General features: G+C 48.3%; 14 protein-coding genes. 5 read left to right on the forward strand and 9 right to left on the reverse strand.

Features of this window, described 5'->3' with window-relative positions:
• Positions 1–5: 5 nt before the first annotated feature.
• Positions 6–2,294 (reverse strand): 5-methyltetrahydropteroyltriglutamate--homocysteine S-methyltransferase, encoded by a 2,289-nt coding sequence (gene metE, locus DU002_RS12955; protein ID WP_114338813.1) that lies wholly within the window; start codon positions 2,292–2,294, stop codon positions 6–8.
• Between the two features lie 115 nt (positions 2,295–2,409).
• Here metE and DU002_RS12960 point away from each other — a divergent pair, with 115 nt between their 5' ends.
• Positions 2,410–3,297 (forward strand): LysR family transcriptional regulator, encoded by an 888-nt coding sequence (locus DU002_RS12960; RefSeq protein ID WP_114338814.1) that lies wholly within the window; start codon positions 2,410–2,412, stop codon positions 3,295–3,297.
• A gap of 145 nt (positions 3,298–3,442) precedes the next feature.
• On the forward strand, positions 3,443–3,790 hold the full coding sequence (locus tag DU002_RS12965) for a hypothetical protein (protein WP_114338815.1): 348 nt from the start codon (positions 3,443–3,445) through the stop codon (positions 3,788–3,790).
• Between the two features lie 111 nt (positions 3,791–3,901).
• Here the strand turns inward: DU002_RS12965 and DU002_RS12970 are convergent, their stop codons facing one another.
• Both DU002_RS12970 and DU002_RS12975 read right to left on the reverse strand, forming a co-directional pair.
• The gene (locus DU002_RS12970) at positions 3,902–6,067 is read right to left on the reverse strand and encodes a M3 family metallopeptidase (RefSeq protein WP_233496496.1); all 2,166 of its coding nucleotides are present in this window, start codon (positions 6,065–6,067) and stop codon (positions 3,902–3,904) included.
• A 240-nt stretch (positions 6,068–6,307) separates the two neighbouring features.
• Entirely contained in the window at positions 6,308–7,060 is a 753-nt protein-coding gene (locus DU002_RS12975; protein ID WP_114338816.1) for a hypothetical protein, read from the reverse strand.
• Between the two features lie 103 nt (positions 7,061–7,163).
• On the opposite strand from DU002_RS12975, the gene DU002_RS12980 reads away from it, so the two are divergent.
• On the forward strand, positions 7,164–8,072 hold the full coding sequence (locus DU002_RS12980) for a LysR family transcriptional regulator (RefSeq protein ID WP_114338817.1): 909 nt from the start codon (positions 7,164–7,166) through the stop codon (positions 8,070–8,072).
• 107 nt (positions 8,073–8,179) lie between these two features.
• On the opposite strand, the gene DU002_RS12985 is transcribed toward DU002_RS12980, so the two are convergent.
• The 4 genes from DU002_RS12985 to DU002_RS13000 form a co-directional block, all read right to left on the reverse strand.
• Positions 8,180–10,537, reverse strand: a complete 2,358-nt coding sequence (locus DU002_RS12985; protein ID WP_114338818.1) for a CotH kinase family protein — start codon at positions 10,535–10,537, stop codon at positions 8,180–8,182.
• A 289-nt stretch (positions 10,538–10,826) separates the two neighbouring features.
• Complete coding sequence (locus DU002_RS12990) at positions 10,827–11,195, reverse strand: 2Fe-2S iron-sulfur cluster-binding protein (RefSeq protein WP_114338819.1); 369 nt, start codon at positions 11,193–11,195, stop codon at positions 10,827–10,829.
• Between the two features lie 181 nt (positions 11,196–11,376).
• Positions 11,377–12,852 (reverse strand): carbohydrate-binding module family 20 domain-containing protein, encoded by a 1,476-nt coding sequence (locus DU002_RS12995; protein WP_114338820.1) that lies wholly within the window; start codon positions 12,850–12,852, stop codon positions 11,377–11,379.
• 516 nt (positions 12,853–13,368) lie between these two features.
• Positions 13,369–14,046: a hypothetical protein gene (locus DU002_RS13000; RefSeq protein ID WP_114338821.1), complete on the reverse strand. Its 678-nt coding sequence runs from the start codon at positions 14,044–14,046 to the stop codon at positions 13,369–13,371.
• A 147-nt stretch (positions 14,047–14,193) separates the two neighbouring features.
• Here DU002_RS13000 and DU002_RS13005 point away from each other — a divergent pair, with 147 nt between their 5' ends.
• Both DU002_RS13005 and DU002_RS19280 read left to right on the forward strand, forming a co-directional pair.
• Positions 14,194–14,694 carry a hypothetical protein gene (locus DU002_RS13005; protein WP_114338822.1) on the forward strand — a complete coding sequence of 167 codons (501 nt, stop codon included), beginning with the start codon at positions 14,194–14,196 and terminating at the stop codon, positions 14,692–14,694.
• Complete coding sequence (locus tag DU002_RS19280) at positions 14,687–15,385, forward strand: hypothetical protein (RefSeq protein ID WP_130566537.1); 699 nt, start codon at positions 14,687–14,689, stop codon at positions 15,383–15,385. Before DU002_RS13005 ends, DU002_RS19280 begins: the two co-directional genes overlap by 8 nt.
• A gap of 143 nt (positions 15,386–15,528) precedes the next feature.
• On the opposite strand, the gene DU002_RS13015 is transcribed toward DU002_RS19280, so the two are convergent.
• Together DU002_RS13015 and DU002_RS13020 are read right to left on the reverse strand one after the other, a co-directional pair.
• Entirely contained in the window at positions 15,529–15,960 is a 432-nt protein-coding gene (locus DU002_RS13015; RefSeq protein WP_158538055.1) for an META domain-containing protein, read from the reverse strand.
• Between the two features lie 239 nt (positions 15,961–16,199).
• The gene (locus DU002_RS13020) at positions 16,200–18,023 is read right to left on the reverse strand and encodes a polysaccharide lyase family 7 protein (protein ID WP_233496497.1); all 1,824 of its coding nucleotides are present in this window, start codon (positions 18,021–18,023) and stop codon (positions 16,200–16,202) included.
• Between the last annotated feature and the right edge of the window lie 567 nt (positions 18,024–18,590).

An 18,590-nucleotide genomic window follows, 5' to 3' on the forward strand; every position in this document is an offset into this window, starting at 1 on the left:
TGGCGTTATACTGCTTCAGCATAAGACTCTCGCAGTTGCTCTGCTGCCTGCACCATATTTTTAAGTGCTGGCTTCACCTCTTCCCAGCGCCGAGTTTTAAGACCACAATCAGGATTTACCCACAACCGTTCAGCTGGGATCCGCTCTGCCGCTAGCTGCATCAATTCAACCATCTGTTCGGCACTCGGTACATTTGGCGAATGAATGTCGTAAACACCGGGACCGATCTGGTTGGGATAACTGAACTGATCAAAGGCATCCAGTAACACCATATCGGAACGCGATGTTTCAATGGTGATGACATCGGCGTCCATCGCCGCAATAGCAGGCATGATGTCATTGAAGTCCGAGTAACACATATGGGTATGGATCTGCGTACTGTCGGCCACGCCGTTCGCAGCCAAACGGAAGCTACCGACAGCCCAATCTAAATAGTACTGCCACTCACTGCGCCGCAGCGGTAAGCCTTCTCGCAATGCCGCTTCATCGATCTGAATAATGTTCACACCGGCAGCTTCCAGCGCTTGCACCTCATCACGAATAGCCAATGCCAGCTGACGACAGGTTTGTTCACGAGATTGATCATCCCTGACGAATGACCAGTTAAGCATAGTGACGGGACCTGTAAGCATGCCTTTCATTGGCTTGTTCGTTAGTGAACGGGCGTAGCTTGTCCAATCAACAGTCAGTGCTTGAGTACGGGCAATGTCACCGTAAATAATGGGCGGTTTTACACAACGGGAGCCGTAAGACTGAACCCAGCCATATTTCGAAAAGCCATAACCGGAAAGCTGCTCACCGAAGTACTCCACCATGTCATTTCGTTCAGGCTCTCCGTGCACAAACACATCCAACCCCAACGCTTCTTGTTCAGCCACACAAGCGGCTATCTCTTGTTGTACCTTGGTTTTGTAGTCTTGCTCTGTCAGATCACCCGCTTTGAACTGGCGGCGAATAGCGCGGATCTCTGCGGTTTGCGGAAAAGAGCCGATGGTGGTCGTAGGGAATAACGGTAGATCCAACGCTTTTTTCTGCTGTGCCGCACGGGCAGTGTAGCCAGAATAGCGCTCCGCATCAGACTCATTAACCCCCTGCAGGCGTCGCTGCACCGCGTCACAGTGAACTAAATCAGACTGGCGGCGACTGTCGATAGCCAGCTGATTTTCCTTCAACTGACGTGCCACTTTGTCTTCGCCATCAGTTAACGCAACAGCAAGTAGATTCAACTCCTCCAGCTTTTGTTGCGCAAATGCCAGCCACGAGCGCAAAGTAGGATCCATCGCCGCTTCGGTACTCAGATCAACCGGAACATGCAATAGCGAACAGGAGGGTGCTAACCACAAACGTCCTTTTAATTGCTGATAAATAGGTTGTAGCCAGTTCAACGTCTGCTTCAAATCGGTCTTCCAGACATTGCGGCCGTTAATCACCCCCACCGATAAAACTTGATCGTTGGTTAGGCGTTGCACCAACCCATCGACTTCATCACCACAAGCCAAGCCATCGACATGCAGCCCTGCAACGGGCAGCGATGCCGCCAGTGCCAAATTGTCTTTAAGCGCACCAAAGTAAGTAGCCAGCAACACGTTCGCTGGAGAAGCCGCCAAAGCAGCATAACTTTGCTGCAACGCCTGCTGCCAATCGAGATCAAGCTCGGTCACCAGGATCGGTTCATCTATCTGAACCCAACTCACCCCTGCTTCAAACAACAAATTCAGCAGGGCCAGATATTGCGGCAGCAATTTACTCAGCAATGACAACTTATCGGTATCGTCTTTAACTTTACTCAGCCAAAGATAGGTAACTGGGCCGATAATTACCGGCTTGGCACGATAACCAGCGGCCTGCGCTTCCTTAACCTGTTGCAACAAGCGTTCAGGATCCAACGAAAACGCAGTATCACCATCAATTTCGGGCACAATATAGTGATAATTGGTATCAAACCATTTGGTCATTTCGCCTGCTCGAACGCAGCTACAATCGCTGTCACCTGCCGTTCTGCCGCGTGCAATACGAAAATACTTATCCAGCGCAGAGCCTTGGCTTTGCTGCACCCGCGCAGGCAGATGACCAAGCATCACACTCATGTCCAATACCTGATCATAGAACGAGAAATCCCCCACAGGCACAAAGCTCAACTTACTCTGATGCTGCCAGTGTCGGATCCGCAGTTGGCGACCAGTATCCGTTAAATCCTTCGCAGAACTCTCACCGCGCCAAAAAGATTCAAGTGCGAACTTGAGCTCGCGATGGCTGCCGATACGAGGAAAGCCGAGGTTATGAGTGGTGATCATGAGTTGTCTCCAGCAATATTCATTTGATAGACGTATGCTAGAGCCTTGCAATGGTGAGGAATATTGATAATTTATTATCAATAGATGAATTTAATTCATAAAAAGGATCGCAACCATGCTTGACCGGCATCACCTGAACATCCTCCGCGCGATCGATCAGCATGGCACCCTCACAGAGGCAGCCATACAGCTATGCCTGACACAATCAGCCCTGACTCACGCGATCAAAAAACTGGAACAAAAAACCGGTGTCACGCTGTGGCAAAAGCACGGGCGACGCTTACAGTTAACCGAAGCGGGAAGTTATTTGCTGTCACTCGCCAATCGCTTGCTACCGCAGTTCGAGCATGCTGAACGCACACTGCAGCAGTTTGCCGACGGTCAGCGTGGCAGCCTGCGCATCGGGATGGAGTGCCACCCTTGCTATCGCTGGCTACTTAAAGTCGTCTCGCCTTACATGCAGCGTTGGCCTGATGTCGATCTGGATGTACGCCAGGAATTTCAGTTCGGCGGTATCAGCGCACTGTTCTCTCATGATATCGATCTGCTTATTACCCCCGATCCGATCCAGCGAAAGGGCGTCTTATTTAGCCCTGTATTTGAATATGAGCAGGTCTTAGTGGTGCATAAGGACAATCCATTAAGTAGTGTTACGCAGCTTACGCCAGAGATGCTAAGCGACCAGACGCTAATTACTTACCCGGTAGCAAAAGAGCGTTTAGATATCTTCAGCCAGTTTCTCCAACCCGCGCAAGTGATGCCGAAACAACATAAGACCGTCGAAACCGCCGACATCATGTTGCAGATGGTGGCTGCGGGGCGAGCAGTGTCTGCCCTGCCCGCATGGTTATTTGAAGAAACCGCACAAGGCCTGCCTATCGAAGCGATCAGCATTGGTCAACAAGGGATCCATAAACAAATAGCCGTGGGCATAAGACAAAGCGATGCCGATCTCACCCACCTGAAGAGCTTTGTTGAACTGGCTCGTCAAACCAAACGATAAAACATCAGCCTATTGCGACAGATCAAACTAACCGATGAGTTACCTTGACGGACACTCAAAACAAGTTAATGATAATCATTATCATTCGTATCTTTCTGTTTTTTAGATCGTTGGTTCGCGTAAATCCGACACATAGGGGCTCATTATGTATCTCTCTCAACCTGCTCAACCCTCTCTTCCAGCGGCAGTGCTTCAAGGTGAAGATAAAGATGCACAAGCTGCATTAGAAAACTGGCTTGCAACGCAACCGCTCCATCCAGGTGAGACCTCTGAACTTATGTGGTTTATTCATCTGGAGCGAATCAGCCAACTGATGCACGTGCTTACTGATGAGCAACTAGAGCACGAGCGCAGAGCTATCTGCCTACACTACGCATTCAAGCCACTGCTCGCACTGCGTGAACAAGCCAACAGCGAGATCCAGAAAAGCTACGTCAATGAACTGATGATGAACCTGATGGCGAAAGGTCGTTATTTGCATCGGCAGTGTTGAATTGCATGAACTTTTCTAACAATAAAATCAAAGCGTCAAATACAAAAAAGCCAGCGCTGAATAAACGCTGGCTTAATCAAACACCGCCAGTTTAGGCTAGGATGTTAAGCATTATAACAAACCGCGACGCTCTAACAGCGCTGCTGTTTTAGGGGCTTCACCACGGAACGCTTTGTAAGTTTCCATAGGATCGATGCTATTACCGACCGACAACACATGTTTGCGGAATTTATCACCACTGGCGCGGTTTAAACCACCGCTGCGCTGAGTATACGCAAACGCGTCAGCTGCCAGGATCTCACTCCACATATAGGCGTAATAGCTAGCGGAATAGCCGCCAGGGAACGCATGGGAGAAGTAACCCGAACGGTAGCGTGGCAATACATAATCCAGCTTAACGCCATTCTTTGCCAACGCGTCCGCTTCAAACGCGGCGACATCTTCCACCTTGCTGTCAACGGCTAATGAATGCCACTCCATATCCAGCAAGGCCGCGGCCATGTACTCCATGGTGTCGTAACCCTGATTAAAGCTGCGTGACGCTAGCACTTTATCCAACAAGGCTTTTGGCATCGGCTCACCAGTTTTATAGTGACGAGCATAGTTCGCCAGTACCTCTGGATTTGCTGCCCAATCTTCCTGATAGGTGGATGGGAACTCAACAAAGTCACGGCTCACTGAGGTGCCAGACAAGCTTGGGTATTTCACATCAGAGAACATACCGTGCAAGCCATGGCCCAGTTCATGGAACATGGTGGTTGCATGATCATAACTCACCAACGTTGGCTGCCCCGCGGCCGCTTTATCAATGTTCATCACGTTAACAATGACCGGCTTTGCTTCGAGCAAACCGCTTTGTTTCACAAAGGCGCTCATCCAGGCACCGCCACGTTTACCTTCACGGGCAAAATAGTCACCATAGAAGATAGCTAGGCTGCTACCGTCATCATCAAAGACTTCATACGCCAGCACATCTTCATGGTAAACAGGCAGATCTGGACGTGGCTTAAACGTCACCCCAAACAGCTTGTTCATGGTGAAGAACACGCCCTGTTCCAGTACGCTCTTGAATTCGAAGTAAGCTTTCACCTCTGATTCATCCAGCGCAAAACGCTCGGCACGCACCTGATTGGCGTAATACGCCCAATCCCACGGCTGCAGCTTAAATGTTTCGCCTTTAGCAACGATCATTTGTTGGATCGCTTCAGCTTCACGCTCAACATTGGCAGCCACTTTTGGCACCATCGAGCTGAACATGTCACGTACCGCCTGTGGCGTTTTAGCCATGGCAGGCGCTAAACGGTAATCCGCCCAGGTGTCAAAACCGAGCAATTTAGCCTTTTCAGCACGTAATGCGGTTAACTGCTGTACCAATGGATAAGTGGCATTCTCACCCGCGATACCGCGATTAACAGACGCCTGCCATACTCGCTCACGCAACGCACGATTATCCATATTGGTCAGGATCGGCTGGCGTGTCGTATTGGTAATGTAAATCAGGTACTTGCCGTCTAAACCTTTCTCATCAGCCGCCGCTTTGAGCATGGCGATTTGGCCTTCGCTCAACCCCGCCAGCTCGTCCACACTATCAACAACCACAGCGGTTTCATCACGCTGTGCCATCAGCATTTGGCGGAAGTTGTTAGTCAGGGTCGCTTCCTGTTCGTTCAGATCACGGATCTGCTGCTGTTGCGCATCGTTAAGCTGCGCCCCAGCCATCACGAAATCACGGTGATAAACTTCTAACAGACGTAACGATTCTGCATCTAAACCGAGGCTTTCTCGCTGTTGATACAGTGCGTCAACGCGCTTAAACAGCGCCTTATTGAGATAGATATCATCGCGATGGGCAGCCATCTTAGGCGCTAACTCACCTTGTATGGCACGAATGGTTTCGTTGCTGCTGGAGCCTGCCAAGTTATAAAACACTAGAGAAGCGCGATTGAGCAACGCACCGGTTTTTTCTAGTGCCACCAAGGTATTATCAAATGTGGCAGGCTCAGGGTTATTGGCTATGGCATCAACTTCTTGCAACTGCTCTGCCATACCTGCCACTAACGCTGGCTTAAAATGCTCGTTTTTTATCTGATCAAATTGTGGCGCTTGGTACTGCAGTGGGCTGATCGACATCAGCGGGTTAGATTCCACCACTCCGGCAACCTGTTCGGCTACTTCGACCGGCATATCTACACTTTGCGGCTGTTTCGGTTCTGACACGTCTGAGCATCCTGCTGCCACAGCAACGGCTGCAGCAAGGGTTAATAGTTTGGTTCTCACTGGAATATAGTCCTCTTAAAGGGTGTTGTATCCACCTTTATTGGCTAGCTATGCCTGTGTCTCTGCTGGACCTTAAGCACAGCGAATACAACTTGGTACCGCCATTCATGACTGAAAAATACAGGAGTGAAGGTGCGGTTTAACCTGTTGAGCATATCCCCGCGCCTTAGTTTCAAACCTGAACTCAGATCAAATGGAAGGCTAATAACATTAAGCGGCCTACTATAGACAACGCTGCGCTTATTGAAAATCCCTTGTTTCCAGATACAGTTCTGCTTGCCAACGCCACCCCGGCAATCCGTTCTCGGCATCGCTGCGAGTCAATTTACCGCCTTTAGATAAACGATATAACGGCACACTAGCGGCCTCATCGACTTCACGTTGCACTTCCATAGGCGGCTCAGGCCGCAAAAGAGGGGCGCGACGACTGACCCAGATAATTTGATCAAAGCTTGGTCGTTGTCCGATACGGTGTACCAACAGGGCATGATCTCTGTTTAGCTCTACTTGGTAAAAGGACCCATTTTCTCCATCATGTAACGCTGTCATCAGCAACCGACTTGCGACCTTAACTGTGACCTGTTTTTTAAATGGCTGGCCACCGCGCTCAAAATGCCCAAGATATAGCGTGGCTTGAAATTGCAACAGCTCTCCTGCCTGTAGTTGGTTTAGCGAGAACGCCTCCGGAGCGAGAGTGACCAGTTGCTGACTATTCAGTGCATTAATAAAATCGGGCGGCAAACTCTCGATATCCACTGCCATAATGATCTGATGTGCGTGTTTGCTACCATGCAGCGGCAGATGAGAAGCATAAAAAACATCTGCCACTTTAACCAACACCATGCCGTGAATGCCTACCGAATGATCATGGCCAGCAGTCACAGATGCATGATTTACACTACCCGCCATCGCAGAGCCACCCGCCAACAACCAGCAGATCAAAGCAACACAGCTCCCCGCCACTGCCGCGCGGCACAATTTACGCTTTCCCATCAGATATCCCCTCACCAATTCAAACACCCACACTAATAACCATGGCGAGATTAAGCTAAAATCGAGTCCAAATCGTTTCCAATAAAGAGTTTTTAACAACGATATGGAAATAGCAGATTTAGAGAAGTTTTTACTCATAGCCCAAACGAATAGTCTGCAGAAGGCCGCAATTACGCTTAATGTCACCCCGAGTGCTCTATCTAAGTCATTAAAGCGCTTGGAAGCATCACTGCAGGTATCACTATTTGACCGCGTAGGAAAAAGCCTGCGGTTAAATCAACATGGTGAACAGCTTCAACCCAAAGCCCGAGAATTAGTTGAACTGGCACACCAAACCAAACGAGCACTAAACCGCTCGTCGACGGCGCTAATATGCAGAATTGCGGCTCCAGCCATCCTTCAATATCGTTGGCTTAGCCCAATCAGTCGCTGCCTGCGTCAGCAACTTGCGGCCAGCACGCTGGAGGTCGACACACTGTTTGAACAACAGGCGTTACAACGCCTAAAACAGGGTGACGTGCACCTTGCTTTGGTTACAGGAACCCAGCTCAAATCACTGCCGGACCATATAATGAGCCAGCCTCTCGGCTCGTTAACCATGCAAACAGCGATCAGCCGCAACCATCCTCTGGCGCAAGCGCTGCGGGATCGCCGGTCGAACAAAGGGATATCACGGGCAGCCAATGCGGAAGAGGTTTTAAAATATCCTTTCGCGACGCCACATATATCGCCTTTTTGTGGTGAAGCCCGTGGGCAGGGATGCGATGGCTGGAATGAACAGCTGTTTCCCCGCCAAATTGGCTGGGTCGTCAACGATTATGCGGTGATCGGGCAACTGGTGAGAAGCGGCCAGGCGGTCGCCTATCTGCCGGACTTTCTCCTTCGGGAATGGCAACTGCAACAGGTGCAGGTGACCAATTGCCCCTATACCTGCAATGAACAGATTTACCTGCTATACCACCAGCGAGCAGCTAGCTGGGTACATCAGTTAATCGAACATCTTTGCCGATAACTGACTATCAAACTTAAGAAAACACCAATCAGCCATAAAAAAACACCGCCTTGATGCTAACAACAAGACGGTGTTTTTAGTAAACAACAGCAGTAAGTTACGCAGCACTATTCAATGCCATGCTTAGCTAACTCCTCACGCAGTGCGGCGACTTTTTGCTGCATAAACACTTTCATCGATACGTCGCCCGCATCACACAGTTCAGTCCCTGCATCCGCATCAATCGCACGACGGTCGTAGATCTGTTCGCAGCCTTGCGGATGTGCAGCGTCTGTGGCCAATACTACCGCTTCGATCATTTCACGACGCTGTTTGAGCTTAGGCGCCAACTGGCTATCCCAATCCATCTGGGCATCAAGAATGCGCTTGATCTCCTGCAGAAGTCGGCGCTGATAGACTGCTTCAGCAAACACAATATCCCACAAAACAGGTGTCACACCTGACATCCGTTCGCTGTGCCAATCTCTTTCACCTGTGCCAGGGAGCGCATAACTACCTGCCACATTCTGAAACGCTTCGACATTACTTCCCCACGCCACTGGATGATTGTCACGGAAGTTGAAATCATAGTCGTAGGTCAAGTACGTCCACTTTTCGGTCAGAGGGTTGAGGTAGAGATAGTAGTTATTGGCAACGCGGACATAATGATCCACCGCACCGATAACGATATCAGCCGCCTGCGCACGCACAAAACCATCAATATCAAACTCTTCAGCTAAACGAGAAACACTGGGGCGTCCCTGTACAAAAGTCATGAAGTTCTGCAAATCGACTCTGGCATCAGCAATCGACTTCTTCTTGCTCTTCATATCATAAGTGGGGCGATAAGGGGCGAACTGCGACGCCATGCCACCTTGATCGTTAATATCGCTATTCACGTAGTCAGGATTTAGGTAATTGGCCGTGCCTAACCAATCTTCTCTGTCATCAGGGTCTGACTTCTCCACACCAATTAAACAGAAATTACTATTGATGTAGCCGGAACCATCCTCATAAGGTACACAGTTCGGGTTCGCCGCATCCGCGGTGCTGAGATCACCTCCGCCCACTTTGAACAGGTAACCATTCTCGCCGAAGTAGCGTTTTAGATAGGGCTTGTCGATAGGCTCATCCATCATAAACACGCCCATGTTGTATACCTGAGGTAATGGCCGGTCATACAGGGTTTCACCCTGCTCACCCGTGATCACTAACTCAACACTGGCATGGGCCATACGTCCGGTCGGTACACCTGCGCTATTAAGCACGTCATGCGCTAACATTTCGCGCTGATAGCCTGGATCGTCTTTATTGAATTTAAAATAGAGTTTCTCGACGCCGTTGAATTCTCGGCCGTCATTCGCGGTTACTTCAGGCACGTCGCGACCAACACGATTATTACAATGCCCATTGTTCACAGCGGCAGGTTGACCGTCATCGTCAATACAGGCATACACGCTTTCGTCGTCATCAAACTCTTCGTCAAACTTCAATGAAAAATGGAACCGGCGAGGCTTCGCCGTCCAGCTGTCATCGTCCTGCTGATACCACTCTTCAGGCCATTGGCGACTGGTGTTTCCGCGCATCTTGAATGCCACGTGATCTAACTGTTCGATCACATCGCCGTTATCATCAAGATACTCCAGACTGACTTCACGATAGACTTCGCTGTGGGTCCACAAATTCCACAAACTCCAGCCATGGGCATCCCGATTGGTATAACGTGCTCGCTCGGTGTCCAGTACGAATGCCAGCCACTCTTGGGCTGTCATCGTAATGCGGAAGCGATGCAGGCGGTCTGTTGCAAAAACAGAGGCAGAATCATCCTGCTCACAACGAACAGCAATATCAACGATATTGTCACCGTCAATCACTCCCTCGCCATTTTCAATCTCACACTCTTGTCGGGCTGGATCTCGCTCAACATCAATCTCATAGTTCTGGAAATCAACCATAGCGCTCTGGAACATAAAGCGGCCATTGTGGTTGACGTCTAAAAACTCTTCGCCATTCAACGATAGCTGTACGTTAGTGTTGTCATCTAAACCAGAAATCGTTCCCGTTAAGGTTCTTTCATTCGGCGCTAGGGGGACCGCTTCGCAGCTAACAACAATGTTTTCGATGTTAGCTTCCGCAATAACACCGCTGCCGTTCTCAACAATACAAGTCGTACGAGATGGCAGTTCACTCAAACTGATCTCATAGTTATCACCGACTTGAAAGCGATCCGGAAAGCGAAAAGTGCCCGACAGGTCATTGGCATTACCGACGAGTACCGGCTCTGACAAACCGCCATTCAATGAAACAGTAAGCAGCCCAAAATCCGGCAACCCGGTGGCCGTGCCTGAAACAGTAAATGAATCTGGAACGGGTGGTTCGGGATCATCACCACCACCGCTACTGCCGCCGCAACCAGACATAAGCAATGCCAGTGGGGTAAGCAACAAACCCGCGCTCCCCATTTTGAATCTATTACTGTTGAACATCAGACACTCCTGAAAATAGCCACCAAACGCAAACCGTTCACCATGTTAGTTTGTTGATCTCATCGCGAGATGATGACCATCAAATATACTGATGCTTGCGCCGCTTACAGCACTCTACTCGAAGGTGGAAAATATGGGGGGGAGCAACCGTCGAATGCTTGATCTTAAGAGTGTAGTTTTAGTCTCATATGAATGAATATTTGCGCTTGCTCACACTGTGATCGCCAAGGAAGAAGAAGTCGCCTATCAGCGACTTCTGGATTAAACAACCTGCGTATTGTCTATCTAATTACGCTCCACCAGGCTCACCGGTAAATTCAACCAACAAATCTTCATCGGTGACGATTGTCTGACAGGCAAGACGGTAGGTTGGGGGGACATCATGGACTGACGCGCGCTCAGCTTCATGGGGTGGCAATTTACCCACAGATTTAAGCACGGAACGCTCTTTGTCGGTCAGCATCACCGCCTTCACGCGATCACCATCAAGATGCGTCACCTTCACCAAACACGATCCACACTCGCCATCACGGCATTCACAGGGGATCTTAATACCGTTCTCTTCTGCCAAACCTAGTAGGGCATTACGTTTACCAGCAACCGCAGTCACCTTTTTGTTCTTACGCATGGTCGGAGACGAAAAATAGACTGTCGCCATAGTGCACTTCCTTCTTCAGTGGTTCATTAAACACTGAACAGTTGCAAGGCGTGTTCCGTAGGTAACTTACTGAATAAAAAGAAAACGTATTGTATGCGAAGAGACGAATGGAGAAATTTTGTTCGATTTGGGACAATAATAACAAAGCCCTCGGAGGTCACGCTCCGAGGGCTAAAGTAAACTAGAAGCTGCCTTGGGTGGCAACTGAACCACTAGCTGGCGTAGTCAATGTGTTATTGCTACCCCCCTGCCATTCAACAGCGCCAAGATCACGCTTAATACACTTCCATTCGATGGCTTGATTAGGCGCAAAACCCGCCAATGAGGCACGCCAGGTTGGATAGTCTGTTGGCTCCAGCTTGAAGGCCTTACTCGGATCCCAGTTACCAAGTTCAGCCACATTTCCTACGGCATACACATTTTGGCCCATCTGGGTATGACCGTTCGCGCAACTAAACTCAACCGCCACAGGCTCTGGCATTGGATCAACATCGTTGTCACAGGCTTCCACGTCCACACCGACCGCATACCAAGCTGCACAGGTCGTGTTCACGCCTTTCTCACCATACAAGAGTTCGGCTTGCTGTACGCTAAACGCTGCATAAGTGGGCATATCCATAAAGGTATTTGAATCGAAGTTAACCCATGACTGATAAGCGATATGGGCGCCCGTCAGATTATCGCCAAAGCCGTCCACCTGATATGTGTTACCTAGCTCATTGGTACCCGAGCCGCCTTCAGAAAGCAGATAGTACCAATGACCGATCAGAGAGCCGACGGCATAGACGCAGTTTTGGTTATCTAGCCAAGATTGGCCGCGATAAGTCGTTACCACAGGCGCACTCAAATCACGCAGTCGTGAACTTTCTGTACCGCAGGTATACGGCACCCCGCCAGCAAAGTTGTTTTCACCTACACGATAGCTGGCATCTTCAAGATAGTGGCGCTTTACAGCCGTACCAAAAAGATCGGTAAAACCTTCGTAGAAACCCACCTCTCTGCCCGCAGCCAGATAGATTGAAGAATCCACGATATGAGTCACTTCGTGCGCGACGATGTCCAACGTGACACGGTGAGGCTGATCACCGTTGCTGTTAGATGGCTTACCAAAGCAAATATTGTTAGAACGGGTGGATGCTTCACCGTATTGGTTACAAGTTGAAGAGATATTACCGCGGATGACGAAATTAGGATCAGCTTCAATCACACCATCCCTACCCATCAACTTATAGAAGTCTAAGGTCTTTTCCAGACTCCAGTGCAAGTCCAACAAAACGGCGGGATAAGTGGTATCAACACGCTGATCATTGTAATCAACATAGATGTTGTCATTCCAAACATTCGTTTGGTTACCATCATAAACAACCGAGCCATTACCTATGGTGCCGTAAGATCCTCGACCACCACCAAAGCGTGATTCAAAAAGATAGCCATCTTTAGTCACCCCTTGCAACAGATAACGAACATTGCCGCTCTCGGTATGCTCAACCTTGACGCTAAATTCTTGCAACCCGTGCTGTTGGGTATAGCCATACCCTTGTTCGTAAGTAGTAGCACTGACAATGGGAGATAAAAAGAGTAGTGACGTGATGAACGCCAGCAAAGATTTCGACACCAAGGCACCGACACCAAATGAATAACCGCTTAACAAATTCATTCCGATTCCTAACAAAAAATGAAAAACAAAAAACACCGAACGCCGAATACACCTGAAACACAGCGATAAAGAACAGAGGTATGCCTTAGCCTGCAATGCCCTACTCCAACACAGCCAAAGTGATTCGCGTCACAATTTAATAACATTTAATGATTTGAATCACAAAACAATATTCACCCAAAAAATCTAATAACATCAACATAATGAATAACTAATAAATGAGCTAACGATAGGCTGGAGCGAAGTTAGCGACATAATTAATCTAAATCGCGACAAGAAACCGCCCCAATAGGAAAGCGAAGTAAATCCACCGGCGATATAGCATCGTTCATTTATCAGCCAAGAAGCATGGCTAGGATCGATGTAGCTCAGTCAGACACTGCATACGCGCAGCTCCAGAGTGAAAGGAAAATCTATTTTATGGGGGAAAACAAATGGGGACTTTATGCAACTAGAGACAAAAAAGCGCGCCAGACTGACGCGCTGATAAATCACCAATGAATCAAAAGCTATTTATTACACAGACTTTCGCAAGGAAATAGATCCCAGCGCTAGCAGAGCAAAAAGTGGTAGCACAGACCCCACAGGCACCCGCTTAGCAACCAGATCAGGCAACTCATCAATTATCCGCCAGCCATCCCGCCAAGGAGAAGCCAACGACAACCAACCATGGGCACCATCAGCGTAATCGCTTATTGCCGTCACATAGTTACTTTCAAGTATGCCATCTTGATCATAGGCGTTTTGCCACACATATTGGTCATCCACGCCATTGGTAAAGCAATCGGTAAACGGCCCCTCCACACAAGGCCGGTAAGGATCACCGATAGGCACCTCGTAGCGAATGTACTCAAGCTGTAACTGATCACTCGCATTCCAGTAGTTCACCATCAAGACATCAAATTCAATGAACATGCCGAAATCAAAGAAACGAGCATCGTGAAGGTGGGTCGTTCCCATTCCGGATGCGGCGTCAAAGACAAATAGCGTATCAGCCACCGCCGCTCTTCCAGCGACAATCACCGCTTGATCTATATCCCAATATAAGTTGCCGACAACAGCACGATCATAGGCACCACTGCCATCGTCGTAAGCCTCACTACCACTGAAATCAAACTCGACATAAGCAGCAACGGCACAAGTGGAAGACAACCATGCACAAGCCGCCATTAGAGCAATCAATAGATGCTTCATTACCTCCTCCTTGGTTATCCCTTTCGGGAATTTAAGATTAGTTCAGGGAAGGGAATAAACCACACACTCAGAGTGGTTATTTTGCGTGCCGGATCTATGCTTAAGACGGTGCTGTAATCTTCAATACTCGTTAAAGGAAGGCAGGCGATGGCTCCCCCTCGTCAGCTGTTTAATGTCGTACAGCTTGGTTTAAGCATTGCCATACTGGTGCTAGGTAGCGCTGTATATATGTTCGTACGTCCAGCCATTGGTTTACCCTACCTGCCCGACTACTTCCCCGAACTGCAACCTCTAGTACAACCTTTCGTCAAATTTAGCTTGGTACTGCCCGCATTCGTTCATCCGTTGGGGTTTTCATTACTTAGCCTTAGCCTGGTCAACCCCAGCCGGAAAAACTTACTGATTGTTTGCTCATTCTGGGGCGGAGCTAACCTACTGTTCGAATTGGCACAGCTACCCATCTTCGCGAGTTACATTCAACAGCGCATGGAACAAGCCATCGAGATAGAGGATCACGCAACGATGTTAAGTTGCATTTTGTACAGCGGCACCTTTGACCTCCGTGATGTTGTCGCCATCTTGGCAGGTGCTGGGACGGCGTTTTTAATTGCATTGGCTACAACCTCGAGGAAAACCACTCATGGATAACCAAACGCCGAAATGGACAATTATTCGCCCACTGATACTCGCCTTCATCGTGATCTTTGGCATTGCAGCGATCCTGGCAAGTAAAAGCGAAGACTGCACTGATATAGGAGAATCCTGCACCGCAGAAACAAACTGCTGCCAAGCAGGTAATTGTGAAAACGATAGATGTTGCCGAGGAAACAACGCAGCCCTCGACAGCGATGCGCCAGCATCCGATTGCTGCAGTGGTCAAATACGTACCGGCCCTTATGGCCCCTATTGCTGTGCCACTGACGGCATGACAGCTTCAAGCCAAGACCGCTGCTGTGAAGGATTATATTGGAACAACAGGACTGGGCTTTGCTCCTCGTCGCCCTGCGAGCCTGGCTGCACTTGGGATCCAGGTCCAGCTTCACATGGCAGTGGCGAATGCGACTGCCCCGGTGGCGGGGGCTCCGATGATCCAGCGATTGCACCTTGCACAGAGTGTGCACCGTGTGCAGGAGGCCGTGCGGAAGAACATTACTCCATGCGCGTATATAACGAAGAAAATGACTTTTGCTGCACTACCGCACCGCCATTCTGGGCTCCAGATGAAGAGACCGCCGAAGCATGCGCCCGACGCATCTGTGCCTGCGAAGACAGTCCGATCACCTTTCATTGTGAAGTAGAAAGGATTGCCCACGGTGATGGATGCCCACGGCCTGAATAGCCATTCGCACAGCGTAAGTTGGAAAAGGATACGGAAGCAGTAGTAACCAACTGCTTCCTCACATACTTCATGGGGGCGATATAAGTCGCTACCAACGTCTTTGCCCCCACAACACCGGAACAACGAACAATCAGACGTCTGTATTAATTCATCGCCTTAGCGGTAATAACGATGTCGCTGTCACCGGATATCAGTAACAGAGTATCCCCCGCCAACTCGAATTGATTGACCAACCCCATATTGGCGAAGAAATGCTTCTCTTGGGCATTTTGCGCCTTCTTACAGTTCATCGCTGTCACCATGAACTGGCCAAAGCGCAGCGCATCGTTTTCCACAAAGTAGGCACCAGAAAATTGGTTACAACCACCGGTACCAGCAATCGTTTCATCGGGAGCAAAGCGAAATGTGATGGGAGTATTAGTCACCAAATCCGTCCCTTCCATCGAAGTGACAATCCATTCACCGACCAAAGAGTAACGAGGGGTTAGCTGGTCTGATGGCGCACAACCAATCAGTGGCCAAAGCGTGATAAAAGCCAGAACACACCACGCACGTTTCTTTCCATGTCGTTGCATCTTGTTCTCCTTCATTATGCTAATCAGCACCGAGAGGTTCTTACTACCAATACGGTGCGTACGCTTCCTCTAACTCGGTTATCAAAGCAAAGCGCCAAACATTGGTCAACAAACAATCAGCACAAGATAAAAAGGCGTTAGGTAAAACAGTCGCTTTACCTAACGCATGACGATGGTCACTGGATGATGCAGATTTGTACGTAGCCTAGGCGGATTCAGACTGATATACCCGATACAACCTAGTATTCATAACCCTCATGATGATTGCTCAAAGAGTAGAACGTTGCTTGCACATAGTCGTTATCATGCCCCGTTTTATTCTGATTATAGACACCGGCTTTAAAGTACATGTACTGCTTACCGTCGTCATAGCCGCTGTCACTCATATCAACACGCTTAACAACATCCTCTTTACCCGGCCGTGTAATAGTCACTGTCAATGTGTTCGCCACCACATCAACCCGATAGCCAAAGCGTTCATTTAATGCAATGCCATCGGCTGGCTCATCTGCATTATCATCTTTGCTACCAATCATCTCATACCATTGCTCTTTGCCTGTCCGAGGTTCATGAGCAAAATAGACAGATCCCTTCTTGTGGTTTGGCAACTTACGATAATAGATGCGCAGCGGTTCATCGTCGTTGGCATGAATTTGCCCCACAATGACACGTCCAACTTGAGCGCGACTGCCCGTTTTAGTCACGTGATTGACAGCTAACGTGGCCTCAAGCACCCCATTGACCCCACCCGCTTGGTTCTGAGCGGAGCGAGGGGCACTTGAAAAAACCCAGTTGTTTTTAGAAACACCACCGGTGCTAATGCTGGTATTACCACGGCGCAGCATTTCTCGCAGCTCTGAACGGGTATAGGAGGTATTTTTTGAAGTCTTATATCCAGTTATAGGACACACAAATACCATGCCGCCATCAGCACCAGTATAGAAGTAGTCACTGCTCTCATAACCTGCATTTAGCTGCTTCTCTTTGATTGAATCAGCCGTACCTGAGCCATCGATGTCAGTGGGTACACTTAAATACCAATCAGACAGATCAAAGTTACTTGAAGGAGGTAATGATGGATTGAGCTCTGGGCTTGGTGGATCTGTTGGTTCTGTTGGATCTGTTGGATCTGTTGGATCTTGACCATCGACACAGCCGTACAAACGCGCCTCGATCAAACTATTCCAAGCACTATCCGAATTGCCACGACCAATAATTTTCACATAGCGGGCTTCGCTATCTTCTATATCAACCTGAAAAAAATCAGGGTGATCCGATGCTGATTCGCCGTTAGACAATACACGCTGCCAATTAGCCTTATCAATCGAGGTTTCAATATCAAAATAGGAAATACGCTGACGCGCTTTGTACCACTTAAACGCCGCTGCCTTGACCACCGACGGATCTTTTAAGTCAAAAACCAGCTCTTTATGCAATCCTTTAGATGACCAGCGAGATTCATTCCCCAGTCCCCCATCAAGCGTGTTTTCAGGTCCATGGCCGTCATTAGTCCCATCGTCAGTTGCCGAGTAGATCTGCAACATAGATAGGTCGCCACACACACCAGTATTCGGATCAGACGGAACCGGCACTGATCCAGCATCCATTTTAATTAACTTGAATGAATCAAAGCGGCCTTCGCTTTTATAATATTCAGCAAAGATCTCAATATTGCCGTTATCACCAGAGTTGAACTCGGCTACAACTCGCTTCCAGTTTGACTGCTTGCTGACTTGCTCGGTGTAGCGTGTGTCACCAGCGATGACCCCCACCTTGCCACTGCCTTTTACATGGGCGATAAGCTGATAATCAGTATCTCGCTCAACATCAATGTACTGATAAAAGCGGCCACCTTGTCCTGCGATCTTAGCCGACCTCTTACCAAAATGAGCCACACCAGAAATAGAAGATGGCTCACTATCCGTCCAACCAGACCAAGCCGCATCACTTTCAAAACCAGGGTTATAAATTTTAACCTGTTTCGCAACCGATAACGGAGATTGAAATAAGCATACAATGGCTGCGACTGAACTCATCAAACGATATTTTCTTGTGCTACTCACTTATCCTCCAGAGAATAAAAACCGAGCTTACGTAACGTTGCTTTAAGACCGAGGGCTATAAAAACAACTTAAACATATCAACCTAAAAAAGGCAAAACAAATAAATAGCCAATAAACAGAATAATGTTAATAGAATTTAAAACATCGCGATTAAACAACAATTCACCAGCAAAGCCAAGAGATAAAACCCACAACAATAAACAAAAGCTAAAAAATGAATAGGTAAATTAGAATTAAAACCATCAGAGCGTTTAACTCAAAAAATAAAGTAGCTAAAAATCAACACAATAGGCATTGACCTCATTCAAAATAAAGAATCATTAGCAAACGTCTAAACTATAAATCTGACTTAAAACCAAACCAACAACTAATTTAGTCTATCACATTAAAACATAAAAATTGATTTGGATTATGTTAACAACTTTAACTCCATTGCAATAAATTAACACTTATATACTCTTCCCGCTCGAACTCTATCCTTTAAATAGGAATAGAACCTTCCAATTTTAATAAAGTTTTTAATTTATTCGAAATTAGAGATTTCTTTTTAAGCTTGAAATCCAACTA

Origin of the sequence: Corallincola holothuriorum (genome assembly GCF_003336225.1) — a bacterium.
Lineage (GTDB): Bacteria > Pseudomonadota > Gammaproteobacteria > Enterobacterales > Neiellaceae > Corallincola > Corallincola holothuriorum.

Excerpts from the sequence above, each read along its gene's own strand:
- DU002_RS12980 (WP_114338817.1), top strand. The coding sequence starts at position 7,164 with ATGGAAATAGCAGATTTAGAGAAGTTTTTACTCATAGCCCAAACGAAT.
- DU002_RS19280 (WP_130566537.1), top strand. The coding sequence starts at position 14,687 with ATGGATAACCAAACGCCGAAATGGACAATTATTCGCCCACTGATACTC.
- DU002_RS13000 (WP_114338821.1), bottom strand. The coding sequence starts at position 14,046 with ATGAAGCATCTATTGATTGCTCTAATGGCGGCTTGTGCATGGTTGTCT.
- DU002_RS12995 (WP_114338820.1), bottom strand. The coding sequence starts at position 12,852 with ATGAATTTGTTAAGCGGTTATTCATTTGGTGTCGGTGCCTTGGTGTCG.
- DU002_RS13015 (WP_158538055.1), bottom strand. The coding sequence starts at position 15,960 with ATGCAACGACATGGAAAGAAACGTGCGTGGTGTGTTCTGGCTTTTATC.
- DU002_RS13005 (WP_114338822.1), top strand. The coding sequence starts at position 14,194 with ATGGCTCCCCCTCGTCAGCTGTTTAATGTCGTACAGCTTGGTTTAAGC.
- metE (WP_114338813.1), bottom strand. The coding sequence starts at position 2,294 with ATGATCACCACTCATAACCTCGGCTTTCCTCGTATCGGCAGCCATCGC.
- DU002_RS12965 (WP_114338815.1), top strand. The coding sequence starts at position 3,443 with ATGTATCTCTCTCAACCTGCTCAACCCTCTCTTCCAGCGGCAGTGCTT.
- DU002_RS12985 (WP_114338818.1), bottom strand. The coding sequence starts at position 10,537 with ATGTTCAACAGTAATAGATTCAAAATGGGGAGCGCGGGTTTGTTGCTT.
- DU002_RS12975 (WP_114338816.1), bottom strand. The coding sequence starts at position 7,060 with ATGGGAAAGCGTAAATTGTGCCGCGCGGCAGTGGCGGGGAGCTGTGTT.
- DU002_RS12990 (WP_114338819.1), bottom strand. The coding sequence starts at position 11,195 with ATGGCGACAGTCTATTTTTCGTCTCCGACCATGCGTAAGAACAAAAAG.
- DU002_RS12960 (WP_114338814.1), top strand. The coding sequence starts at position 2,410 with ATGCTTGACCGGCATCACCTGAACATCCTCCGCGCGATCGATCAGCAT.